This is a genomic window from Nonomuraea sp. AD125B (assembly GCF_041402765.1).
Taxonomy (GTDB): domain Bacteria; phylum Actinomycetota; class Actinomycetes; order Streptosporangiales; family Streptosporangiaceae; genus Nonomuraea; species Nonomuraea bangladeshensis.
The window spans coordinates 195,604-220,745 of record NZ_JBGLOU010000003.1; the positions used below are offsets into that span (position 1 = coordinate 195,604).

Annotated in this window: 13 protein-coding genes; 8 read left to right on the forward strand and 5 right to left on the reverse strand. The window is 72.6% G+C overall.

The genetic code is table 11. The features are described from left to right. Window positions 1–4 precede the first annotated feature (4 nt). Window positions 5–982, forward strand: a complete 978-nt coding sequence (locus ACBR40_RS10220; protein ID WP_371248485.1) for a threonine/serine dehydratase — start codon at window positions 5–7, stop codon at window positions 980–982. Window positions 983–1,000: 18 nt separating this feature from the next. Here ACBR40_RS10220 and ACBR40_RS10225 read toward each other — a convergent pair whose 3' ends face one another. Next, entirely contained in the window at window positions 1,001–1,636 is a 636-nt protein-coding gene (locus ACBR40_RS10225; protein WP_344206850.1) for a 4'-phosphopantetheinyl transferase superfamily protein, read from the reverse strand. Between the two features lie 260 nt (window positions 1,637–1,896). Between ACBR40_RS10225 and ACBR40_RS10230 the strand changes: the two genes are divergently transcribed. The 5 genes from ACBR40_RS10230 (at window position 1,897) to ACBR40_RS10250 (ending at window position 18,036) form a co-directional block, all read left to right on the forward strand. Next, the gene (locus tag ACBR40_RS10230; protein ID WP_371248486.1) at window positions 1,897–3,489 is read left to right on the forward strand and encodes an acyl-CoA carboxylase subunit beta; all 1,593 of its coding nucleotides are present in this window, start codon (window positions 1,897–1,899) and stop codon (window positions 3,487–3,489) included. Continuing rightward, window positions 3,486–3,665: an acyl-CoA carboxylase epsilon subunit gene (locus ACBR40_RS10235; protein WP_371248487.1), complete on the forward strand. Its 180-nt coding sequence runs from the start codon at window positions 3,486–3,488 to the stop codon at window positions 3,663–3,665. Before ACBR40_RS10230 ends, ACBR40_RS10235 begins: the two co-directional genes overlap by 4 nt. Beyond that, on the forward strand, window positions 3,662–4,189 hold the full coding sequence (locus ACBR40_RS10240; protein ID WP_371248488.1) for a hypothetical protein: 528 nt from the start codon (window positions 3,662–3,664) through the stop codon (window positions 4,187–4,189). The genes ACBR40_RS10235 and ACBR40_RS10240 overlap by 4 nt, the downstream gene beginning before the upstream one ends. 225 nt (window positions 4,190–4,414) lie before the next feature. Then, on the forward strand, window positions 4,415–7,297 hold the full coding sequence (locus tag ACBR40_RS10245) for an AMP-binding protein (RefSeq protein ID WP_371248489.1): 2,883 nt from the start codon (window positions 4,415–4,417) through the stop codon (window positions 7,295–7,297). Continuing rightward, window positions 7,294–18,036, forward strand: a complete 10,743-nt coding sequence (locus ACBR40_RS10250; RefSeq protein ID WP_371248490.1) for an SDR family NAD(P)-dependent oxidoreductase — start codon at window positions 7,294–7,296, stop codon at window positions 18,034–18,036. Before ACBR40_RS10245 ends, ACBR40_RS10250 begins: the two co-directional genes overlap by 4 nt. Before the next feature lie 135 nt (window positions 18,037–18,171). Here ACBR40_RS10250 and ACBR40_RS10255 read toward each other — a convergent pair whose 3' ends face one another. The 4 genes from ACBR40_RS10255 to rfbA are packed head-to-tail and all read right to left on the reverse strand — an operon-like array spanning window position 18,172 to window position 21,775. Next, window positions 18,172–19,284 carry a DegT/DnrJ/EryC1/StrS family aminotransferase gene (locus tag ACBR40_RS10255; protein ID WP_364464316.1) on the reverse strand — a complete coding sequence of 371 codons (1,113 nt, stop codon included), beginning with the start codon at window positions 19,282–19,284 and terminating at the stop codon, window positions 18,172–18,174. Further along, complete coding sequence (rfbC, locus tag ACBR40_RS10260; protein WP_371248491.1) at window positions 19,281–19,895, reverse strand: dTDP-4-dehydrorhamnose 3,5-epimerase; 615 nt, start codon at window positions 19,893–19,895, stop codon at window positions 19,281–19,283. The genes ACBR40_RS10255 and rfbC overlap by 4 nt, the downstream gene beginning before the upstream one ends. Window positions 19,896–19,913: 18 nt before the next feature. Further along, window positions 19,914–20,903 carry a dTDP-glucose 4,6-dehydratase gene (gene rfbB, locus ACBR40_RS10265; RefSeq protein ID WP_364464310.1) on the reverse strand — a complete coding sequence of 330 codons (990 nt, stop codon included), beginning with the start codon at window positions 20,901–20,903 and terminating at the stop codon, window positions 19,914–19,916. Next, a complete protein-coding gene (gene rfbA, locus ACBR40_RS10270; protein WP_344207151.1) occupies window positions 20,900–21,775 on the reverse strand; it encodes a glucose-1-phosphate thymidylyltransferase RfbA in 876 nt (291 codons plus the stop codon). The genes rfbB and rfbA overlap by 4 nt, the downstream gene beginning before the upstream one ends. 205 nt (window positions 21,776–21,980) lie before the next feature. Between rfbA and ACBR40_RS10275 the strand changes: the two genes are divergently transcribed. Then, entirely contained in the window at window positions 21,981–24,350 is a 2,370-nt protein-coding gene (locus tag ACBR40_RS10275; protein WP_371248492.1) for a penicillin acylase family protein, read from the forward strand. Between the two features lie 65 nt (window positions 24,351–24,415). After that, window positions 24,416–25,141 (forward strand): thioesterase II family protein, encoded by a 726-nt coding sequence (locus ACBR40_RS10280; protein WP_371248493.1) that lies wholly within the window; start codon window positions 24,416–24,418, stop codon window positions 25,139–25,141. Window position 25,142 lies beyond the last annotated feature (1 nt).

Genomic DNA, 25,142 nt, shown 5'->3' on the forward strand with positions numbered 1-25,142 from the left:
CGCAGTGAGCACGAGGCTCGTCACCGCGGCCGACATCCGGGCGGCGGGCGAGCGCATCGCCCCGTACGTCCGGCGCACGCCGCTGCTGCGGCTGCCCGGCGAACGGCTCTGGGTCAAGCCGGAGAACCGGCAGCCCACCCGCTCGTTCAAGGTGCGCGGCGCGGTCAACGCCGTGGTCCGGCTGGCCGGGCAGGGCGTACGGCACGTGATCGCGCAGTCGTCGGGCAACCACGCCCAGGCCATCGCCTACGCCGCTGCCGAACAGGGCATCCGGGCGACCGTCGTCCTGCCGGACACGGCGCCGGAGCTGAAGGTGAGCGCCGCGCGCCGGCTCGGCGCCGAGGTGGTGATCGTGCCGCCCGCCCTGCGGGAGGAGGCCTGCCTGGCGCTGGCCGAACGGTTCGGCGCGACGGTGATCGGCTCCGACGCGTTCGACGTCATCGCCGGGCACGGCAGCGCCGGGGCCGAGATCGGCCGGGATCTGCCGGACGCGGGGTCCGTCCTGGTGCCCGTCTGCAACGGCGGCCTGCTCGCCGGGGTCGCCGTGGCGGTCAAGGCCGCCGACCCGGCGATCCGGGTGATCGGCGTCGAGCCCGAGCTGGCCGCCGACGGTGCGGCCAGCTTCCGCTCCGGCACGCGGACGGCATGGCCGGTCGAGCTGACCTACCGCACCCGGGCCGACGGGCTGCGCGGCCCGGTGCTGGGGGCCCTGGCCTGGGAGCACATCCACCGGTACGTGGACGACATGGTGACCGTGACCGAGGACGCCATCGACGCCGCCGCCGGCCTGCTCTGGCGGGAGCTGGGGGAACGCGCCGAGCCCAGCGGCGCGGTCACCACGGCCGCCTACCTCGCCCACCGGACGCACCTGCCGCCGGGGCCCGTGGTCGCGGTCCTCTCCGGCGGCAACGTCGCGACCGGCGCGGCGACCGGGGAGGGGCCGATGGTGCGGCCGGGCGGCCGGATCCAGGAGGTCAATTGACCCTGCCCTCGACGGCGGTCACATGCCTGACGGCGGGTTCGTGCCCCACACGATCGCGCTGGCCACGAATCCGTCCGAGACGGCCCATCGGCCGGTGAACTCGCCGACGGGGCCGGGAACCAGCAGCTTCGCGGTGAACGTGCCGGTGTCGTTGACGATGATCTCGGCCTCGTCGAAGCCCAGGTTGCGGTGGGTGAGCGGGTACCACGCCTTGAAGACCGACTCCTTCATGGTGAACAGCAGGCGGCCCCGTTCCTGGGCGCTCTCCGCCCAGGTCCGCTCCTGGGGCAGGGCGATGGCGTCCAGGACTCCGGGGGGCAGCGGCTCGCGTGGCTCGGCGTCCATGCCGATGCTGAGGACGTCCGGAGTGCGCGCCACCGCGGCCGCGCGGTAGCCGCGGCAGTGCGTGATGGTGCCCACCACGCCGTCGGGCCACAGCGGCTCGCCGCGCGGTCCGGTCAGGATCGGCGTCGGCGGCAGTCCGAGGCCGGCGAGGGCCGTACGGGCGCAGTGGCGTCCCGTGGTGAACTCGGTCCGCCGTGCCTCCACGGCGCGCGCGACCAGAGCCGCTTCCTCCGGGAACAGCGCGGCGTCCGGTGGGTCGGCGAAGACCTCGGCGGTGATCACGCCGGGCGGCATGAGGTCCTCTATCATGAGAAAGAACGATAAGTCGGGTCGAATGTGCTGAGGCTGGGCTGAAACGCCGCCCATGAACTCCGATCAGTGGCGGTCATTGTTCGCGTACCCTCCTGGCGGCACAGTTCCTCTAGCCGACATGAGGGACGATACGGAAGACCGTCACCGCCGGGACACCCCTAATGGTTAGGGGTTGGCCTGTTTCAGCACTCCCCGTAATGTCCGCCTGGCAGGCGTTGCCGATATTCATTTCACTGGCTTTTCACGGTGGGGGTTGTATGAGCAAGACCGCGCCGACTCCTGTGAGCCAGCTGCCGCAGGAAACCATGCGCGACAGGATCGCCGAACTCGAACTGGTGCGGGACCGCATCATCCAGGGGCCGGATCCTGTGGCCACCGAGAAGCAGCACGCCGCGGGCAAGCTGACCGTACGGGAGCGCCTGGACGCCCTTCTCGACCCGGGATCGTTCGTCGAGGTCGAACCGTTCCGCAGGCACACCGCCACCGGCTTCGGGCTGGAGGCCCGGCGGCCGTACACCGACGGTGTCGTCGCCGGGTGGGGGAAGGTGCACGGGCAGGACGTCATGGTGTACGCCCACGACTTCCGCATCTTCGGCGGCGCGCTCGGCGCGGCCCACGCGGACAAGATCCACAAGGTCATGGATCTGGCCGCCTCCGCCAAGGTGCCGCTGATCGGCCTCAACGACGGGGCGGGAGCACGCATCCAGGAAGGGGTGACGGCGCTCGCCGGTTACGGCGGCATCTTCCGCAGGCACGTCCGCATGTCCGGCGTCGTCCCGCAGATCAGCGTCATGCTCGGGCCCTGCGCGGGAGGCGCGGCCTACTCGCCCGCGCTCACCGACTTCGTCTTCATGGTGCAGGGCACGGCGCAGATGTTCATCACCGGACCCGACGTGGTGCGGGCCGTGACCGGCGAGGACATCAGCCGCGAGGCGCTGGGCGGCGCCGGGGTTCACGGCACCCGCTCGGGCGTGGCCGGCTTCGTCTACGACGACGAGCTGATGTGCCTGGAGGACGTACGCTTCCTGCTCTCCATGCTGCCGCCCAACAACCAGGAGCTGCCCCCGGTCGCCCCCTGCGCCGACCCGGTGAACCGCCCCAACGACCCGCTCGTGGACCTCGTCCCGAGCGACCCCGCGCAGAGCTACGACATGGCGGCCGTCATCGAGGAGATCGTCGACGACGGCCAGTTTTTCGAGTTCCACCAGGGCTGGGCGCCCAACCTCATCTGCGGGCTCGGCAGGCTCGGCGGTCACGTGATCGGGATCGTGGCCAACCAGCCGTCCCATCTGGCGGGCGTGCTGGACATCGCGGCCTCGGAGAAGGGCTCCCGCTTCATCCAGATGTGCGACGCCTTCAACATCCCGCTCGTCAGCCTCGTCGACGTCCCGGGCTTCCTGCCCGGCGCCGACCAGGAGCACGGCGGCGTCATCAGGCACGGGGCCAAGCTGCTGTACGCGTACTGCGCGGCCAGCGTCCCCCGCATCCAGGTCATCGTCCGCAAGGCGTACGGGGGCGCCTACATCGTGATGGACTCCCGCTCGATCGGCGCGGACCTGTCCTTCGCGTGGCCCACGAACGAGATCGCGGTCATGGGCGCGGAAGGCGCGGCGAACGTCATCTTCCGCCGGGAGATCGCCTCCTCACCCGACCCTGAGCAGCAGCGGGTCACCCGGGTGGAGGAGTACCGCCGCGCGCTCATGCACCCCTACTACGCGGCCGAACGCGGCCTGGTGGACGACATCATCCACCCCCGCGACACCCGGGCGCGGCTGGGCCGGGCGCTCGAACTGCTGCGTGCCAAGCACGTGCCCCCGCCCTACCGCAAGCACGGAAACCCACCGATGTGAACGAGATCAAAGTGCTCGCCGGAGCGCCCACGGCCGAGGAGATCTGCGCGCTGATCTGCGCGCTCCGGCTGCGTGCCACCGCCGCCGCCCCGCCGCGCCCGGCCCGCCGTACGGCTCCCTGGATCCAGGCGGGGGACCTCCCGCGACCTCCCGCGGCCGGACGGATGACAGTGTGAGGCGGAGCTATCGGTACGTGGGACCGGCCGAGCTGAAGGCCGCGGTCCCGCCCGGCAGCGGCGGCCGCCGGATCGGCTCGGCGGCCGATTTCGACAGCTGGGTCGCCGGGCGTTCCGCCGCCGAGCTGGCCGAGCCGTTCACCTTCGTGGTCGGCGCGGACGGCGTGCTGCTGCTGGCCCCGCGACGCAGCGAGCACGTGGCCTGTGCGGGCGGACGACCGGTCCTGAGCGCCGGCGAGATCGGCTTCGCCCGCGAGGCGGGCCGATGGGTCGTGGGCGACGTCAGCAACCATTCGACCGGGTACTGCCCGGACGTCAGCTCGTGGCCGTCGGTCGCCCAGGCCCTCGATCGCGCAGGGGTCGGGCGTCCGTCCGGCTTCACCCATGAGGTGGTGTTCCGGCGCTGTCCCGGGTGCCAGGAGCACAACATCGTCCGCGAGGGCGACTTCGTCTGCGTCTTCTGCGGCGGTGATCTGCCCGCGCAGTGGAACGTGGACCCGCTGACCGAGAGCGCCGGGTCGTAGCCACTCGTTCGACCGCCGGCCGCGCCGCGCGCCGGCCTGGTGAGCCCTGCTCATGAAAGACGGCTCGAATGCCGCGAAATCCCCGCGTAAACCCGCTGGAAAGAGAGCGACTTATTGAACGCCACCATAGGCCGACCGGCCCCGACGTTAGGGGCGGCTAGGGGTACATCTGGGGCGCGGCCCCGGCTTAGCCTGAACTCCGCCGCCTGAGGGAGATCGTCGATTATGCGGAATAACCGGCCGAGATACAACGGGACATTCATCCACGATTTTCTCGACCAAAGCGCAGCGGAGTTTCCCGAGTCGCCAGCGGTACGGGACTCCACCGGGATCTGGAACTATCACGAACTGGATACGTTCGGCCACGCGGTGGATTACTGGCTGGACCGGCAGGGCGTTGGCCAGGGCATGCGCGTGGTGGTGCAGGCCCCCACCGACCGCCGGCTGGCGGCGCTGTTCTTCGGCGTCTCGCGCCGCGGCGCCGTCTTCGTGCCGCTCAACCCGGCGATGAAGAGCTTCCACCTGCGTTCGGTGCTCGAGAACGCCGAACCCGCGCTGGTGATCGTCGAATCCGCCGGCGGAAAACCCGACGCCGTACGCGCTCTCACCGGCGCACCGGTCCACGACTTCGAAACGGTCTGGGCCGAGGTGACCGAGCTCGCGAGCCGGCGGGCGCGCGTGGCCGTGCCGAGTGAGCTCGACCCCGCGGACCTGGCCGCGCTGGTGTACACCTCGGGCAGTACGGCGGAGCCGAAAGCGGTCATCCTCCCCCACGCCCAGGTCTGCTTCGCCACCGTGGCGCTCGTCGAGGCGCTCGGCTACCGCCCGGACGACGTGGTCTTCTGCCGTTTCCCGATGTCCTGGGACTACGGGCTGTACAAGCTGCTGATGACCTGCGCCGTGGGCGCCGAGGTGGTCTTCGCCGACGCCGGCGCCGACCTGCGGCTGGTCGACCAGCTCAGGAAGACCCGGGCGACCGTGGTGCCGATCGTGCCCTCGCTGGCCAACATGATCATCGCCTCGGCGCAGCGGAAGAGCGAGCCCACCACCGGGGTGCGGTTGTTCACCAACACGGGCGCGGCGCTGCCCGCCACCACCATCGAGGCGCTGCGGACCCACTTCCCCGGCGCGCGGGTGGTCCGCCAGTTCGGCCAGACCGAGTGCAAGCGCATCTCCGTCATGCCTCCCGAGGAGGATCGGGAGCGCCCGGACTCCGTGGGACGGCCGCTGGCCGGCACCGCCGTACACATCCTCGACCCCGACGGGAACCCGGTGCCCACCGGGACGACCGGGGAGATCGTGGTGACCGGCCCGCACGTGATGCCGGGGTACTGGCGCAACCCCGAGGTGACCGCCAGGACGTTCCGCCGCGACCCGCGGACGGGGGAGCTGCGGCTGCACACCGGCGACTACGGCCACCTCGACGAGGACGGTTACCTCTACTTCGACGGCCGCAGGGACGACATGTTCAAACGCAAGGGCATCCGGATGAGCACCGTGGAGATCGAGGCGGCGGCGCTCGACATCGCCGGGGTCAGGGCGGCCGCCGCGCTGCCCCCGGACGGCGAGCACGACCTCGCGATCTTCGTCGAGGCCGCCGACGGGGCGGAGCTGGAGCCCCACGCCGTCCTCCGCGAGCTGGCCGCCCGGCTGGAGCCGGCCAAGGTGCCCGCGGTCTGCCGGGTGGTCGAGGAGATCCCGCAGTCCGCGCACGGCAAGTACGCCCGCGACCGGCTGCGCGACCTGCACGCGCAGGACGCGCGCCCGGCCGCGTCCGCTCCCCAGGGGTCGCTCCCGGACGCGACGCGGCAGGCGGAGCCCCACCGCAAGCCGCCGGGAATCCCCCGTGAGGAGCTGGTCCGCCGGTTCGGTTCCCCGCTCTACGTGTACGACCTGGACCGGGTCACGGCCGCGTACCGGGACCTGGCCGACTTCATGCCGGAAGGCACCGCGATCTACTACGCGCTCAAGGCCAACCCGCACCCGGACGTGGCCCGCGCGCTGCGTACGGCCCCCGGCGGCGGCTGCCGTGCGGAGATCAGCTCCACCGGGGAGCTGGCCGCCGCGCTGGCCGCGGGCTTCACCGGCGCGGAGTGCATGTACACCGGCCCCGGCAAGACCGCGGGCGAGCTGGCCGAGGCGATCGCCGCCGGGGTGCGGCTGTTCTCCGTGGAGTCGCTCACCGACCTCGAACACGTCGGCGCCGCGGCCACCGCGCAGGGCGTCGTCGCCAAGTGCCTGCTCCGCGTGAACAGCGCCACCGCGGCCGCCGCCACCAGCATCCGGATGACCGGCACGCCCTCCCAGTTCGGCAACGACATGGAGGATCTGCCGGCGCAGGTCGACGCGATGCGCGCGGTTCCCGGCGTCCGGATCATCGGCGCCCACTTCTTCCCGCTCAGCAACGCCGCGGACGAGGACAGCCTGATCGGCGAGTTCCAGCACACCGTGACGGTCGCCGCGGAGGTGCAGCGCATCCTGGGCGAACCGCTGGAGCTGGTGGATCTCGGCGGTGGGTTCTCCGCGCCGTACGGCGTGCCGGGCACCCGGCCCGGCTACCCGAACCTGCGCAAGGGCCTGGAAGAGGCGCTGGACCGGCACCTGCCGCAGTGGCGGGAGGGCCGGCCGAGCATCGCCTGCGAGTCCGGCCGCTACCTGGTGTCCGACTGCGGCGAGCTGCACAGCACCGTGATCAACATCAAGGAGAGCCGGGGCCGCACCTTCGCCATCCTGGACGCGGGGATCAACGCGTTCGGCGGCATGGCCGGGCTCGGCCGGCTGCTCCCGGTCCAGGTCAAGCCCACGCCACCGGACGGCGACACGCCGCAGGCCGCCGCGCCCGGCCGCAAGGCCGCGCTGGCCGGGCCCTTGTGCACGCCCGGCGACCTGCTCGCCCGCGAGGTCGAGCTGCCCGACCCGGCACCCGGCGATCTGGTGACCATCCCGCACGCGGGCGCGTACGGCCTCACCGCCAGCCTGTCGCTGTTCCTCGGCCGCCCCGCGCCCACCGAAGTGGTGATCCGCGGGGGCGAGGTCGTCTCCGTCTCCCAGCTGCAACGCCAACGGGTCTACGACCCGCCGCTGAACCCCGACCCCCGGAGCGCATGATGGCATTTCCAGGCGAGCACGGCGGCCCCAACGAGGCCGGGCTCGACGGACTCGACGAGCTGCCCGTCGCGGAGCAGCGCCGGGTGCTCCTGGAACTGGTGCTCCGGGACACCCGGGAGGCGCTGCTCGGCGTGGAGGGCGGCGAGCTGGCCGAGGTGACCTCCAGCCGGCCGTTCCGCGAGCTCGGCCTCGACTCGCTGGCCGCGGTGGACCTGCACGACCGGCTGGAGGCCTCCACCGGCGTCACGCTGCCGATGACCCTGGCCTTCGACTTCCCCACGCCCGAAATGGTCGCCGAGTACGTGAGGGCCGCCGTACTCGGTCTGCCCGTGCCGGAGCCGGGGTCGGGGCGCGCGGACGCCGCTCCCGACGCCGCCGCCGACGACGACCCGATCGTCATCGTCGGCATCGGGTGCCGCTTCCCCGGCGGCGCCGACTCCGCCGAGGCACTGTGGCGGATCTTCGCCGAGGAACGCGAGGTGCTCGGCGGCTTCCCCACCGACCGCGGCTGGGACCTGGAGAACCTCTTCGACCCGAACCCGGACGCCCCAGGGAAGAGCTACGTGGATCGCGGCGGCTTCCTGCCCGACGCGACCGGGTTCGACGCGGACTTCTTCGGCATCAACCCGCGCGAGGCCCTGGCCATGGACCCGCAGCAGCGGGTGGTGCTGGAGACCTGCTGGGCCGCCCTGGAGCACGCGGGCATCGACCCGACGTCGCTGCGCGACCAGCCCGTCGGCTCGTTCTTCGGCGCCGAGGTGCACGAGTACGGCGTACGCGTCCACCAGGCGCCGGAGGGCCTGGACGGCTACCTGATGACCGGCAACGCGCCGAGCGTGGTCACCGGCCGGCTCGCCTACCTGCTGGGCCTGTCCGGGCCGGCGATCACGGTGGACACCGCGTGCTCCGGCGCGATCGTCTCGCTGCACCTGGCCTGCGCCTCCCTGCGTTCGGGCGAATCCTCCCTGGCCCTGGTCGGCGGGGTGGCCGTGATGGGCAGCCCGGGCATGTTCACCGCGTTCAGCCGGCAGCGGGGGCTGGCCCCGGACGGCCGGGTGAAGGCGTTCGCCGACGCCGCGGACGGCACCGGGTTCTCCGAGGGCGTCGGGGTGCTCGTGGTGGAGCGGCTGTCGGACGCCCGCCGCAACGGGCACCGGGTGCTGGCCGTGGTACGCGGCACCGCGATCAACCAGGACGGCAGGTCCAACGGGCTGACCGCGCCGAGCGGGCCCGCGCAGCGCCGGCTCGTCAGGGACGCGCTCGCCGCCGCCCGGCTGGAGCCGGCGGACGTGGACGCGGTCGACGCGCACGGCACCGGCACCGGGCTGGGCGACCCGATCGAGGCGCACGCGCTGCTGGCCACCTACGGGCAGGACCGGGAGACGCCGCTGTGGCTGGGCTCGGCCAAGTCCAACCTGGGCCACACCCAGGCGGCCGGCGGCATCGCCAGCGTGATCAAGATGGTCATGGCGATGCGGCACGAGCTGCTGCCCAAGACGCTGCACGTGGACGCGCCGTCGACGAAGATCGACTGGTCCGGCGGGGCCGTGGAGCTGCTGACCGAGGCCCGGCAGTGGCCGCGGGTCGAGGGCCGGCCGCGCCGGGCGGGGGTGTCGTCGTTCGGCATCTCCGGCACGAACGCTCACGTGATCCTGGAAGAGCCGCCCGTCGAGGAGCCCGCGGGCGTGGCCGCTGAGGACACCGCCGCGCTTCCGGTGCTGCTGTCGGCCAAGAGCGAGGCGGCACTGCGGGCGCAGGCCGAACGGCTGGCCGCCTTCGTGGCCGAGCATGACGCGGCCGATCCGGCGGAGGTGGCGGCCGAGCTGGTGCGCCGGGCCGCGCTGGAGCACCGGGCGGTGCTGCCGGTGGCGGACCGGGAGGGTCTGCTGGCGGGGCTGCGGGCGCTGGCTGCCGGTGAGTCGGCGGCTTCGGTGGTGCAGGGGCGGGTGCGGCCGGGCCGGGTGGCGGTGGTGTTCTCCGGTCAGGGTGCTCAGCGGGCTGGGATGGGGCGTGAGCTGTCTGCGGCTTTCCCCGTGTTCGCCGGGGCCTTCGACGAGGCTTGTGCGCTTCTGGAGGCCGAACTCGGTAAGGCCGTGACCGGCCTGGCCGGTGACGTGCGCCTGCGGGACATCATCCTCGGCGAGCGTGGTGCCGATGGGATGCTCGATCAGACCGTGTTCGCACAGGCGGGGCTGTTCGCCTTCGAGACGGCGCTGTACCGGTTGCTGGAGTCGTTCGGGGTCCGGCCTGATTTCGTGGCCGGGCATTCGCTGGGGGAGATCAGCGCGGCGCATGTGGCCGGGGTGCTGGATCTGGCGGACGCGTGCCGGTTGGTGGCGGCTCGTGGCCGGTTGATGCAGGCGTTGCCGGCCGGCGGCGCGATGGCGGCGATCGGGTGCGGCGAGGACGAGATCGTCCCGGTGCTGCACGGCGACGTCTCGGTGGCGGCGGTGAACGCGCCGGGCGCGGTGGTGGTCTCGGGTGCGGCCGATCAGGTCGCCGAGGTCGTGGAGTGGGCGCGGGAGCGCGGGTACCGGACGCGGCCGTTGCGGGTGTCGCACGCGTTCCACTCGCCGCTCATGGAGCCGATGCTGGCCGAGTTCGAGCAGGTCGTGGCGGGGTTGACGCTGCGGCGGCCGGAGCTGGCGCTGGTGTCGAACGTCTCGGGCGAGCTGGCCGGCGACGAAGTCACCGAACCCGGTTACTGGGTGGAGCACGTGCGGCGGCCGGTGCGGTTCGCCGACGGCGTCCAGGTCATGCGGCAGCGCGGGGTCACCCACTTCCTGGAGGCCGGACCCGACGCGCAGCTCACCCCCATGATCGAGCAAACTCTCATCGGCGAAGAGCCCTCGGTGGTGGCGCTGCTGCGCCGCGACCGCGACGAGACCACCCAACTGATCGCCAGTCTGGGCCGGGCCTGGACGTGTGGCACCCACGTGGACTGGACCATCCGGGCCCGCAGCAGGCACCTGGAACTGCCCACCTATCCCTTCCAGCACCGCCGCTTCTGGCTGCAGCCCGCCCCGGCCAGTGACCCGGCCGCGCTTGGTCTGGGTGCCGCCGACCACCCGATCCTGGGCGCGGTGGTGCAGCAGCCCGACGGCGGCGCCATCCTGACCGGGCGGTTGTCGGCCACCGCGCAGTCGTGGCTGGCCGATCACGCCATCAACGCCACCCCGATCCTGCCCGGCACCGCCTTCGTCGAGCTCGCCCTGCGCGCGGGCGACCAGGTCGGCTGCCCGGCCATCGACGAGCTCACCCTGCACGCCCCCCTGGAGCTTCCGAGCCGGGGTCAGGTGACGATCCAGGTGATCGCCGGCCGATCCGACGCTGACGGGCGGCGGCCCGTGGAGATCCACTCCATCGGCGAAGACGGTGTCTGGCTCCGGCACGCCACCGGCTTCCTCTCTCCCGTCCCGGCGTCGGCACAGGAGCTCGCTGACTGGCCGCCGCCGGGCGCGGAGCCGCTCGACGTCAGCGGCCTCTACGCGGCGATGGCCAACCGTGGCTACGACTACGGCCCCGCCTTCCGCGGTCTCACCCGGGCCTGGCGCCGCGGCGAAGAGGTGTTCGTCGAGGTGGCGTTGCCGGACGGGATCGAGGCAACGGGCTTCGGCGTGCACCCGGCGCTGCTCGACGCGGCCCTGCACGCCACCGACCTGCTGCCCGGCCACGACCAGGACACGGCGCTGCCGTTCGCCTGGCGCGGGGTGTCGCTGCATGCCGACGGGGCGCGGGCGGCGCGGGTCAGGCTGCGCCCGGACGACGATGCCGCGGTGCGGCTCGACCTCGCCGACCCCGTGGGCCGGCCGCTGGCCACGGTGACGTCACTGGCTTACCGTTCGGTGCCCGCGCAGTGGTCGAGTTCGCGCTCAGCGGCGCACCAGTGGCTGCACGAGATCGTGTGGCGGCCGGTGGACGCCACGGTGTCGTCGGGCGGCGTCGGCGCGGACCTGGTGATCGATGCCACCGAGTGGGCCGGAACCGCCGACAGTGAGCTGCTGGACCGCCTGCGCCGTGGCGTGGGTTCGGTGTTGGCTCGCTTGCAGGAGTGGCTGACTCGTGAACCGGTCGACGACGCCCGGTTGGTGGTGATGACCCGAGGTGGGGTCGCCACCGACGGCGGGCAGGTGGATCCGCTTCAGGCCGCGGTGTTCGGCCTGGTACGGGCGGCGCAGGCGGAGAATCCGGGCCGGATCACACTGGTGGATGTGGAAACGGCAGCCGGTGAGGCGAGCGACGACGCGGTGGCGGCGGCGCTGGCTTCCGGTGAGCCGGAAGTGGCGCTGCGCGGCGGTCAGTTGTGGGCGCCGCGTCTGAGGCGGGTCACGTCGCCCGGTTCGGAAGACGCGCCTGGCCAGGCTGGTCTGGTGGGCGGCGAGGAGGGCGTGGCGGCCTGGCCGGTCGATGGGACCACGCTGATCACCGGCGGCACCGGTGGGCTGGGTGCGCTGGTGGCGCGGCATCTGGTGGCTGAGCATGGCGTGCGGCATCTGGCGCTGGTCTCCCGGCGTGGTCTGGATGCCCCTGGGGCTGCCGAGCTGCGTGAGGAGCTGGCCGGGCAGGGTGCCGAGGTCGCCGTCGCCGCCTGTGACGTGGCTGATCGGGATGCGCTCGCCGTGGTGCTGGAGGACATCGCCGACCTGCGTGCCGTGGTGCATGCGGCGGGGGTGGTCGATGACGGGGTGATCACGTCGTTGTCGGCTGAGCGGGTGGAGTCGGTGCTGCGGCCGAAGGTGGACGCGGCCTGGCATCTGCACGAGCTGACCCGCGATGCTGATCTGGCCCGGTTCGTGGTGTTCTCCTCGCTGGCCGGGGTCGTGGACGGGGCCGGGCAGGGGAACTACGCGGCGGCCAACGCCTTCGTCGATGCTCTGGCCGTGACCAGGACCGCTGCCGGTTTGCCGGCGGTCTCGCTGGCATGGGGGCCGTGGTCCGAGGAGCGCGGCATGGCCGGCCGCGTCAGTGCGCGGGATGAGGCGCGGATGCGCGCCGCAGGACACATCTCGTTGACCGCGGGGCAGGGCCTGGCCCTGCTGGACGCCGGCCTGCAAACCGGTCGGGCGCTTTTGGTGCCGGCCCGGTTCGATCCCGCCGCGCTGGGCCGGCGTGGCGATCTGCCGGCGCTGTTGCGTGAGCTGGCCGGTCCCGCCGCCCGCCCCGCCGCAGCCGCCTCCGCCGACGCCTCTGGGGATGATGAGGCACGGCCGGTGGTGGCGGAGCTGGCGCATCTGTCCGCTCCGCAGCGGCAGCGGCGGTTGCTGGACGTGGTCTGCGGCGAGGCGGCGGCCACCCTCGGCCACGACAGTGCTCAGGCCATCGATGCCGACCGGCCCTTCCAGGAGTTCGGGTTCGATTCGCTGACCGCGGTGGAGCTGCGTAACCGGCTGCACGCGGTGACGGGGCTGCGGCTCACTCCCACCCTGGTGTTCGACCACCCCACTCCGCGTGCGCTGGCCACGCACCTGGACGCGGCCCTGTCGGGTACCGTGGCCCGCCGCCCGGTCCAGGCCGCCCCGTCCAATGGCCCTGCTGGTGATCCGATCGTGGTTGTCGGGATGGCTTGTCGGTTCCCCGGCCAGGTCACCAGCCCCGAAGACCTCTGGCAACTGCTGATCGACGACCGTGATGGCGTCACCGGCTTCCCCACCGACCGAGGCTGGGATATCGCCGGCCTCTACGACCCGGAGCCCGGCAAGCTGGGTCGTACCTACACCCAGCAGGGCGGGTTCCTGCACGACGCGGCGTACTTCGATCCTGCTCCGTTCGATATCGGCCCGCGTGAGGCCACCGCGATGGACCCGCAGCAGCGGCTTCTCCTGGAGACCTCGTGGGAGGCCCTGGAGCGGGCGGGCATCGACCCGTCCGGGCTGCGCGGCACCTCGACCGGCGTGTTCGCCGGAGTGATGTACCACGACTGGGGCACTCGGCCGGGCCGGGTGCCGGAGGAGTATGCCGGCTACCTGGGCAACGGCAGCCTGGCCAGCGTGGTGTCCGGGCGGGTCGCGTACGCGTTCGGCCTGGAAGGGCCGGCGGTGTCGGTGGACACGGCGTGTTCGTCGTCGCTGGTGGCGCTGCATCTGGCGGCTCAGGCGTTGCGCGCCGGTGAGTGCGATCTGGCGCTGGCCGGTGGCGTGACCGTGATGTCCACGCCGGACACCTTCACCGACTTCGGTCTCCAGCGAGGGCTGGCTGCTGATGGGCGGTGCAAGTCGTTCGCCGAGGCGGCTGACGGTGTCGGCTGGGGCGAAGGCGTCGGTGTGCTGGTGGTGGAGCGGCTTTCGGACGCCCGCCGTAACGGGCACCAGGTGCTGGCGGTGCTGGCCGGCAGCGCAGTCAATCAGGACGGGGCCTCGAATGGGCTTACGGCGCCGAACGGTCCTTCTCAGGAGCGGGTGATCGCTCAGGCGCTGGCTTCGGCGGGGATCGGTCCCGCGCAGGTGGACGTGGTCGAAGGACACGGCACCGGCACCGCGCTGGGCGACCCGATCGAGGCCCAGGCGCTGCTGGCCGCCTACGGCCAGGACCGGCAGTCGCCGTTGTGGCTGGGATCGGTGAAGTCCAACCTGGGCCACACCCAGGCGGCGGCCGGGGTCGCCGGTGTGATCAAGATGATCCTGGCGATGCGGCACGAGCTGCTGCCCAAGACACTGCACGTCGATGCGCCGTCGTCCAAGGTGGACTGGTCCGGCGGCGCGGTGGAGCTGCTCACTGAACCCCGGCCCTGGACGCGCGCCGCGGACCGGCCGCGCCGGGCGGGAGTGTCGTCGTTCGGCATCTCCGGCACGAATGCTCATGTGATTGTCGAAGAGCCGCCCGCTGAGGAACCACCGGCCGCGAGCGCGCCGGACACGCTCCCGTTCCTTCCGGTGCTGCTGTCGGCCAAGAGCGAGGCAGCGCTGCGGGCGCAGGCCGACCAGCTGGCCGGGTTCGTGGCTGAACACGACGAGGTTACTCCGGTGGAGGTGGCGGCCGGGCTGACGCGCCGGGCCGCGCTGGAGCACCGGGCGGTGCTGCCGGCAGCGGACCGGGAGGAGCTGCTGGCCGAGCTACGAGCGCTGGCCGCCGGTGAGCCTGCGGCTGCGGTCGTGGGCCGGGTGCGGCCGGGCCGGGTGGCGGTGCTGTTCTCCGGTCAGGGTGCCCAGCGGCCCGGGATGGGCCGCGGCCTGTATGCGGCTTTCCCAGTGTTCGCCCGCGCCTTCGACGAAGCGTGTGCGCTCCTGGAGGCCGAACTCGATACCGCAGGGAACCTGCGGGAGATCATCCTCGGCGAGCGTGGCGCCGATGGGGTGCTGGACCAGACCGTGTTCGCGCAAGCCGGGCTGTTCGCCTTCGAGACGGCGCTGTACCGGCTCCTGGAATCACTAGGGGTCCAGCCCGACTTCGTGGCCGGGCATTCGCTGGGTGAGATCACCGCCGCGCATGTGGCCGGGGTGCTGGATCTGGCGGACGCGTGCCGGCTGGTGGCCGCTCGCGGCCGGTTGATGCAGGCACTGCCGACCGGCGGTGCGATGGCCGCGATCGGCTGCGGCGAAGAAGAGATCGCCCAGGCTCTGGCCGGGCGTAGCGAGATCTCGGTCGCGGCGGTGAACGCGCCCGGCGCGGTCGTGGTCTCCGGCGCGGCCGACCAGGTGGAGCAGGTGATCGAGTGGGCGCGGGAGCGCGGGCACCGGACGCGGCCGTTGCGGGTGTCGCACGCGTTCCACTCGCCGCTCATGGAGCCGATGCTGGCCGAGTTCGAGCAGGTCGTGTCGGGGCTGACGCTGCGGCGGCCGGAGATGGCGCTGGTGTCCAACGTCTCGGGTGACCTGGCCGACGAGGAAGTCACCGAGCCCGGCTACTGGGTCGAGCACGTACGACGCCCGGTCCGGTTCGCCGACACCATCACCACCCTGCGCGAGCACGGAGTCAGCTGCTTCATCGAGGCCGGCCCGGACGCCCAGCTCACCCCCATGATCGAACAAACCCTCATCGACGACGAGCCCTCGGTGGTGGCGCTGCTGCGCCGCGACCGCGACGAGACCACCCAACTGGTCACCGGGCTGGGCCAGGCCTGGACCTGCGGGACCAGCGTGGACTGGGCCACCGGTACCCGCACCGGCCATCTCAACCTGCCCACCTATCCCTTCCAGCGGCGGCATTACTGGCTCCAGCCCGCCCCGACCGGCGACCTGGCCGCCTTCGGCCAGACGGCCGCCGACCACCCGATCCTGGGTGCGGTGGTGGAACAGCCCGACGGCGGCGCCATCCTGACCGGCCGGTTGTCGGTCACCGCCCAGCCCTGGCTGGCCGACCACCTCATCAACGGCACCGCGATCCTGCCCGGCACCGGTTTCGTCGAGCTCGCCCTGCGCGCGGGCGACCAGGTGGGCTGCCCGGCCATCGACGAGCTCACCCTCTACACCCCTCTGCCCATCCCCGACACCAGCGGCGGCGTCGTCGTACAGGTCACCGTGACCGCACCCGGCGAGGACGGCCGCCGTCAGATCGGCATCCACTCCAAGGACGAGCACGGGAACTGGACCCGGCACGCCACCGGAACCCTGACCCCGACCCCGTCCATCCCCGCCGACCTGCGCCACGCCTGGCCACCGCCCGACGCCCAGCGACTGGACGTCACCGGCCTGTACGACCGCCTGGTCGACCACGGCTACGGCTACGGCCCCGCCTTCCACGGCCTCACCAACGCCTGGGGACACGGCGACGACCTCTACGCCGAAGTGACGCTCCCCGAAGACGCCGGACAGACCACCCGGTACGGCCTGCACCCCGCGCTCCTCGACGCCGCGATGCACGTGGACCTGGTGGCCGGGCCGAAGGCGACGCTGATCCCGTTCAACTGGCACGGCGTCACCCTGCACGCCGCCGGCGCCGACACGCTGCGGGTACGGCTACGCCGGCTGGACGGCGACGAGGTCACCAGGCTGGACCTGGCCGACCCCACCGGACGGCCGGTGGCCACCGTGGAGACGGTGGTGTCCCGGCCGGTCCAGGCCGACCAGCTGGCGCAGGCCCGTCCGTCCTCGGACTCGCTGCTCGCGGTGACGTGGCGGCCGGCCGCGCCGTCGGCTCCTCTCGGCCCGGTGAACGCCTCCGACGCGCTCGTCATCGACGCCACCGGCGAGCCGTCGGGCGGCGGTGTGCCGGATCGGGTGCGGCGTACCCTGCGTCCGGTCCTCACCGGCCTGCAGGACTGGTCGGCCGCGGGGGACGCCCGGCCGGTGGTGGTGGTCACTCGGGGTGCCGTGGCGGTGCGCGACACCGAGGCGCCGGATCCGGCGCGGGCCGCGGTCTGGGGCCTGGTGCGGGCCGCCCAGGAGGAGAACCCCGGCCGGATCATCCTGGTCGACCTGGACCGGGCCGGCGAGCAGGCGGACGGCGTACGCGTCGCCCTGGCCGCCGGCGAGCCCGAGCTGGCGATCCGTGACGGCCGGCCGTGGGTCCCCCGGCTGACCCGCGCCGGTCTCGCCGACCGGGTGTCCCGCGCCGTGGACCCGTACGACGCGACCTGGCCGGTCGACGGGACCACGCTCATCACCGGCGGCACCGGCGGCCTGGGCGCCCTCATGGCCCGGCACCTGGTCGGCGAGCACGGCGTACGGCACCTGCTGCTGGTCTCCCGCCGTGGCCTGGACGCCCCCGGAGCCGCCGAGCTCCGCGACGAGCTGACCGGACAGGGCGTCGAAGTGACCGTCGCCGCCTGCGACGTGGCCGACCGGGACGCCCTCACCGCACTGCTGGAGGGCATCCCCGACCTTCGCGCCGTGGTGCACACCGCTGGTGTGGTGGCCGGTGGCGTGCTCGGCACGCTGACGGAGGAAGGGCTGGACCGGGTGTTGCGGCCCAAGGCGGACGCCGCCTGGCATCTGCACGAGCTCACCCAGAAGCACGACCTCGCCCGCTTCGTGCTGTTCTCCTCCGCCGGAGGGATGGTGCTGGCCGCCGGGCAGGGCGACTACGCGGCGGCCAACGCCTTCCTCGACGCGCTCGCCGCGGAGCGCGCCGCCGCCGGGCTGCCCGCCACCTCACTGACCTGGGGAATGTGGGCGGTGGACACCGGGCTCGGCGGGCCGCTGCAGGAGAGCGACCTGGCCCGGGTCCGCAACCTGGGCATACCGGCGATCTCCGCGGACACGGGGCTGGCGCTGTTCGACGCGGCGCTGCGCGTGCCCGCGCCGGTGCTGGCGCCGATCCAGCCGGACGTCCGCACGCTGCGGGCCCGTGGCGACGACCTGCCCGCGCTCCTGCGCGACCTCGTGGGCGCGCGCCGTACGGCCGCCGCGGCCGAACGGGCCGGCGAGTCGAACGGCACGACGGAGCTGCGGGAGCGGCTGGCCGGGATGCCCGCGCGGGAGCGGGACCGGATGCTGCTTGAGCTGGTCCAGGCCGAGGCGGCGATGGCGCTCGGGCACGACAGCGCGGACGTGATCGACGCCGAGCGCGGCTTCGTGCAGCTCGGCTTCAGCTCGCTGGCCGCCGTCGAGCTGCGGAACCGGCTGCGCCGGCGTACGGGGCTTCCGCTGCCCGCCACGCTCGCCTTCGACCAGCCGAACGCCACCGCGGTCGCCCGGTACCTGGCCGAGCGGCTGGCCCCGGCCGAGCCGGAGGCCCCCGAGCCCGCTCCCGCCGTGACGGACGATCCTTCCTCGGCGAAGGCGGAGGAGGACGAGCTGCTCGCCGCGGCCTCCGCCGAGGAGCTGTTCGAGATTCTCGACCGGGAGCTGGGCGGCAACGGGTAGCCGAGGTTCTTGAAAAGCCGGTGCGGCGGGCGCGGGTTCCACCCCAGCGCCCGCCGCACCGGCATCTGTGTCCGGCCAAAGAGAAAGGGCCTGCACATCGCCTGGATGGCAAGCCCTGGGGGGTTACGGCTTATTTCACCAGCCGCGCCGTACGGTCTCCACGATGTGGGCGCGCTGCTCCTCGGTCACCCACCAGCCCACGGGCAGGCAGACGACGCGCTCGGCCACCCTGTCGAGTCCGGGCAGCAGCGTGGCGTACCGGCGGACGCAGGTGTGGGTGTCGTTGCGTTCGTGGACGTTGCTGACCATGATCTGGGCCTCGTCCATGCGCTTCATGAAGCCGGCGCGGTCCTCGACCTTGACGGGGTAGATCCAGAAGGACGACTCGCGGTCCGCAGCGCGTTCGGTCAGCTCCAGCCCCGGCACGCCGGCGAGCTCCCGGTCGTAGTGGGCGGCGTTGGCCCGGTGCCGGGCCACGACCTCCTCCGACCAGTCCAGGTTGGCCAGCCCCATCGCGGCGTTGATGTCGGTCATGTGGAACTTGTAGCCCCACTCGGCGACGTCCGGCGGGTTGCGCAGCCGGTCGGCGCCGCGGCTGATGCCGAACCAGCGCAGCAGCGTGGCCCGCTCGTGCAGCTCGTCGTCCGGCAGCACCAGGGCGCCGCCGTCGGCGGTGGTCAGGTGCTTGATCGCCTGGAAGCTGTACACCGCGACGTTGCCGTGGGTGCCCATGCGGCCGCCCTGGTAGGTGGCGCCCCAGGCGTGGGCGCAGTCCTCGATCACCACGGGGCGGAACCCGAAGGTCGCCTCGGCCTCGTCGAGGATCTTCGCCAGCCGCCCGAGATCGACCGGATAGCCGGCGAAGTGCACGACGACGATGGCGCGGGTGCGGGGGGAGATCTTGCGGGCCAGGTCGTCGAGGTCGACGTTGAGCGTGGCGGGATCGACGTCCACCCACTTGATGCGCAGCCGGTTGGCGAGGATGGTCCAGTTGGTGGCCTCCATGGTCAGGGGCGTGGAGAGCACCTCGCCCTCGTCGTCCCCTGACGCGGCGACCATGTGGAGCGCCAGGTGCAGCCCCGAGGTGCCGCTGTTGACCGTGGCGACGCGCGGGTTGCCGATCCGCTCCCCCAGCGCCCGCTCGAACTCGGCGACCTTGGCGCCCTGGCCGATCTGGCCACTGCCGACGACCTCGGCGACCGCGGCCGGAGCCGACTCCGACATGGCGACCTTGAACAGCGGGATCAACGGGGCGCTCCGTCCGGTGTGGCGAGTTCGGCGTAACGGGCCAGGCAGTCGGCGTAGGAAGGCAGGATGCCGAGCCGTTCGGCCTCCTTCAGTGAGGGCGCGGCGCGGTCCTTGTCCGACAGGACGGGCTCGCGGTCGCGCGGCCAGGGCAGGTCGAGGTCGGGGTCCAGCGGGTTCACCTCGAAGGAGCTCTCCGGCGACCAGGTGTTGGAGCACAGGTAGAAGACGGTGGCCTGCTCGGTCAGCGGGGCGAACCCGTGCGCGAGCCCTTCCGCGAGGTAGAGCGCGTGCCGGTTGTCCTCGCTCAGCTCCGCCACGACGTGCTCGCCGTACGTGGGCGAGCCCTGCCTGATGTCGACCACGATGTCGCGGACGGCGCCGCTCGGGCAGCTCACGTAGCGGGCCTGTCCCGGCAGGTGGATCGCGTGCAGTCCGCGGATCGTGCCGATGGTGGAGACGGAGCAGTTGACCTGGGCCACGCTCAGCGGGTGGCCGACGGCCTCGGTGAAGGCAGGCTGTTTGAAGACCTCTAAGAACAATCCTCTGGAGTCGGGGAAGACCTTGGGCTCGACGAGGAACGCCCCGCCGATGCCGAGTTCGCGAATCCGCATCGGATCCCTCCTTCGACGTTATGTTCGGTTGCCCTGATCAGCGGCGGCAACCCCTACGGCACCCTTATGGGCCTCCCACCAGGGGCGGTTGTCCCGGTACCACTCGACCGTCTCGGCCAGGCCCTTCTCGAAGTCCACGGCCGGCCGGTACCCCAGCTCGGCGCGGATCTTGCCGTCGTCGACGGAGTAGCGGCGGTCGTGGCCGAGGCGGTCCTCGACGAACTCCACGCGCTCCCATCCGGCGCCGCAGGCCTCCAGGAGCAGGCGGGTCAGCTCGCGATTGGTCAGCTCGGTGCCGCCGCCGATGTTGTAGACCTCTCCGGGCCGGCCGCCCTGCCGGACGAGCTCGATGCCCGCGACGTGGTCGGCCACGTGGAGCCAGTCGCGCGCGTTCAGGCCATCCCCGTACAGCGGGACCTTGCCGCCGTCGAGCAGGTTGGTGACGAACAGCGGGATGACCTTCTCGGGGAACTGGTACGGCCCGTAGTTGTTGGAGCAGCGGGTCACCCGCACGTCCAGCCCGTACGTCCGGTGGTAGGCGAGGGCGAGCAGGTCCGACGACGCCTTCGACGCCGAGTACGGCGAGCTGGGCGCCAGCGGCTGCTCCTCCCCCCACGAGCCCTCGGGGATGGAGCCGTACACCTCGTCGGTCGAGACGTGCACGAACGTGCCGAGCCCGTGCTCGGCCGCTGCCGCGAGCAGCGTGTACGTCCCCGTCACGTTGGTGCGGACGAACTCCCCCGCACCGCTGATGGACCGGTCGACGTGCGACTCGGCGGCGAAGTGCACCACCTGGTCGTGCGCGGCCACCAGCTCTCCGACGAGGCCGGCGTCGCAGATGTCTCCCTGGACGAACGTGAAACGGCCTTCGGCGGGCTCCAGGTTGGCCCTGTTGCCCGCGTAGGTGAGCTTGTCGAGGACCGTGAGCGTGCAGTCGCCCCGCTCGGCGAGGGTGCGGACGTAGTGGGAGCCGATGAAACCGGCGCCGCCGGTGACCAGGATCCTCATGGCGTGTAACTGCTCGCGATGCTCATGACGTACTGGCCGTAGCCGGACTGCGACTGCTCGGCTCCGAGCCGATAGCACTGCTCCGCGTCGATGAAGTTCATGCGGAGCGCCACCTCCTCCAGGCAGGCGATGCGCACGCCTTGGCGTTGTTCGAGGGTCTGCACGTACTGTCCCGCCTGGAGCAGCGTCTCCGGCGTGCCGGTGTCCAGCCAGGCGAATCCCCTGCCGAGGTCCACCAGCCGGGCCCTGCCCTGCCGCAGGTAGGCCAGGTTCACGTCGGTGATCTCCAGCTCGCCCCGTTCGGACGGCTTGAGATTCTTGGCGATGTCGATGACGTCGTTGTCGTAGAAGTAGAGGCCGGTGATGGCTCTGTTGGAACGCGGATTCTCCGGTTTCTCCTCTATCGAGATCAGCCGCCCGCTCTCGTCGGTCGTCCCCACTCCGTATCGGCCGGGATCGCTCACCGGATATCCGAACAGCACGCACCCCCGCACTTCCCGCGCATTCTCTTCCAGCACCTCGGAGAACGAGGGTCCGTGGAAGATGTTGTCGCCGAGGATCAGCGCGGCCGGGCCGCCGCCGATGTGGGAGGCGCCGATGAGAAAAGCCTGGGCTATCCCGTCCGGCGATTCCTGGGGGGCGTAGGAGATGTTCAGCCCGAAGCGGGCGCCGTCGCCCAGCAGCCGGACGTAGTTCGGCACCTGGTCGGGCGAGGAAATGAGGAGGATATCCCTGATGCCGGCCAGCATGAGCACCGATATCGGGTAATAGATCATCGGCTTGTCGCTCACCGGGAGCAGTTGTTTGGAGACCACGGCGGTGATCGGATGCAGCCGCGTTCCGCGACCCCCCGCGAGAACGATTCCTTTCACGGCCTTATACCTCTCTGCTGCGTGGAAGTGTCCCGAGGCTAAGCAGGGGCGCAGCGGAGCGGCAAGGTCGATGACCGGAGAGAGGGGGCGCATCAGGGGTATCGGCGACGGACACCCGGATTAGGGGAGGGTAGGGGCTTACCCGGTCTCCGCCCGGCGACGAGAATTTCCCCACATTGACGTCTCCGGGGGAGGGAGTCCGCCGGTGCGGAATTCCACTTTACGCCGTGCCGTCACCGCGATGGTGGTCGCGGTGTGCGCACTCACACCGGCCGTTTCCGCGCAGGCGGAGCGGGACGCGGCGGACGCCTCCACGCGCGAGGTGCCAGGGCTGCGCGAGCCGGTGCGGCTGGTGGTGGACCGCTACGGCGTGCCGCACCTGTACGCGCGCAACACCGACGACGTGTTCCTGGCGCAGGGGTACAACGCCGCGCGGGACCGGCTGTTCCAGCTCGACCTGTGGCGGCGGCGCGGCCTCGGCCTGCTGTCGGCCGCCTTCGGGCCGCGTTACGTCGACCAGGACCGGGCCGCCAGGCTCCTGCTGTACCGCGGTGACATGCAGCGGGAGTGGGCCGCCTACGGGCCGAACACGCGCCGCGCCGTCACCGCGTTCGTCAGCGGCATCAACGCCTACATCGACTGGGTCGACGCGCACCCCGAGGCGCTGCCGCCGGAGTTCCGGCGGCTGGGCCACCGGCCGGACCGCTGGCGGCCCGAGGACGTGGTGCGCATCCGCAGCCACGGGCTGGCGCTCAACGCGTACCCGGAGGCGTTGCGCGCGGCCGCGATGTGCGCCAACGGACAGACCGCCGCGCGGGCGCTCGTCAAGCTGGAGCCCGCGCACGAGCCCCGGGTGCCGGACGGGCTCGACCCGTGCACCGTGCCCGCGGACGTGCTCGACACCTACCTGCTCGGCATCTCGTCGGTCACCTTCGACGGTGTCGCGCTCCGGTCGGAGCCGCCGGCTCCGGCGCCCGGAGGGTCGAACGCCTGGGCGCTCGCGCCGTCGCGCACCGCCACCGGCCGGCCGATCCTCGCCGGCGACCCGCACCGGGCCACGCCGGCGCCCGCGCTGCGCTACGTCGCCCACCTGTCCGCGCCCGGCCTGGACGTGATCGGCGCCGGCGAGCCGGTGCTGCCCGGCATCTCCCTGGGGCACAACGACCGCGCCGCCTTCTCGCTCACCGTCTTCGCGGCGGACCAGGAAGACCTTCAGGTGTACCGCCTGCACCCGGACGACCCGGGCCGCTACCGCTACCGCGACCGCTGGGTGCCCTTCACCACGGTGCGGGAGGAGGTGCCGGTGGCCGGCTCGACGCCCCGCCAGGTGGAGCTGACCTTCTCCCGGCACGGGCCGGTGCTCAAGGTGGACGCGGAGCGGGGTCTCGCGTTCGGCCTGCGGACCGCGTGGTCGGAGCCGGGGGCGGCGCCGTACCTCACCGGGCTCGACGCGATGACCGCGCGGAGCTACCCCGAGTTCGCCGCCAAGGTGCGGCGCTGGGCCGCGCCGCCGGAGAACCTCATTTACGCCGACACCTCGGGCACGATCGGCTGGGTGCCCGGCGCCCTGGTCCCCCGCCGGCCCCGGCACGACGGGCTGCTGCCGGTGCCCGGCGACGGCCGCTACGAATGGGACGGCTTCCACGACGGCGCCGAGCTGCCCAGGGTGAGCAACCCCAAGAGCGGCTTCATCGCCTCGGCGAACGAGTACGACATGCCGGACGGCCACCCGGTGCGCGTCGGCTACGAGTGGGAGCCGTCGGCCCGCAAGGAGCGCATCGAGGACGTGCTGTCCGGCTCGACCCGGCACACCGTGCCCGAGATGGCGCGGCTCCAGCGCGACCAGGTCGACGAGTACGCCCGGCGCATCGTCGCGGCGCTGCGCGACATCCCGTCCGGTGACGACCCGGACACCGCGGCCGCGCTGCGGCTCCTGCGCGACTACGACGGCACGGCGAGCGCCGACTCCGCCGGTGCGGCGCTGTTCGAGCCCTGGCTCATCGGGCATCTCGGCCCGGCGTTCCTCGCCCGGTTCATGCCCGCGGGGGTGGCCGCCCGGGTGCCGCGCGCCGACGCCCGGCAGGTGATCGACGCCCTGGAGCATCCGGAGCGCTGGTTCGGAGCGGACGCCGTCGCGGTGCGGGACCGGCTCGTGCAGGAGACGCTGCGCGCGGCCTACGCCGACGTCCGCGGCCGGCTCGGCGCCGACCCGGCCGCCTGGCGCTGGGGAAGCCTGCACCAGGCGCTGTTCGCCAACCCCTTGGGCGACAGCGTGGGCCCATTCCCCCGGGGCGGCTCCGTGACCACGGTGGACGCCTCGACCTACTACCGGGGGTTCTACCGGTCGCAGTCCGGGGCCGCGTACCGGATGGTGCTGGACGTCGGGGCCTGGGACAACTCCACCTTCGTGAGCGCCCCCGGGCAGTCCGGCGACCCGTCGAGCCCGCACTACGCGGACCTCGCCGCCGCCTGGACGTCCGGCGCGCAGGTGCCGCTGCTGTACAGCGCGGCCGCGGTCGCGCGGAACACGGAAAGCGTCATCACTCTGGTGCCCGCGGCGTCCGGCCGCGGGTGATCGCCGGGCTCCCGGAGGGTTCGCTCACCGGGAGCCGGCGAACGGATCACTGCGGAAGGAACGACGTGGACGAGCGTTGGATCAAGCGGTTTCACCCCGCGCCGGACGCCCCGGCGCGGGTCATCGTGCTGCCGCACGCCGGAGGCGCGGCCAGCGCCTACTTCAAGCTGTCCGCCGCGCTGCACCCGGCGCTGGACGCCTACACGGTGCAGTACCCCGGCCGGCAGGAGCGCCGGCACGAGCCGCCGTTGACGGACGTGCGCCTGCTGGCCGCCGGCGTCGCCGACGCGCTCCCCGGCGACGAGCGGCCCACGCTGCTGTTCGGGCACAGCATGGGCGCGCTGGTCGCGTTCGAGCTCGCCCTGCTCCTGGAGCGGCGCGGCACGCCGCCGCACACGCTGGTCGCCTCCGGCCGGCGCGGCCCGTCCACCTACCGCGACGAGTGGGTGCACCGGCGGGACCCGGCCGGCGTGGCGGCCGAGCTCCGCAAGCTCAACGGCACCGACCCGGTGTTCCTCCAGGACCCGGAGCTGTTCGAGATGGTGCTGCCGGCGCTGCGCGCCGACTACCGGGCGGTGGAGACCTACCAGTGCGCCCCGGACACCGCGGTCGGCTGCCCGCTGGTCGCCTTCGTCGGCGACGACGACCCCAAGACCACGGTCGAGGAGGCGCGCGCCTGGGGCCGGAACACCACCGGCCCCTTCGACCTGCGGATCTTCCCCGGGGGCCACTTCTTCGTGGACGACCAGGTGGCCGAGGTGACCGACGCGCTCGTCGCGCTGTCCACGTGAG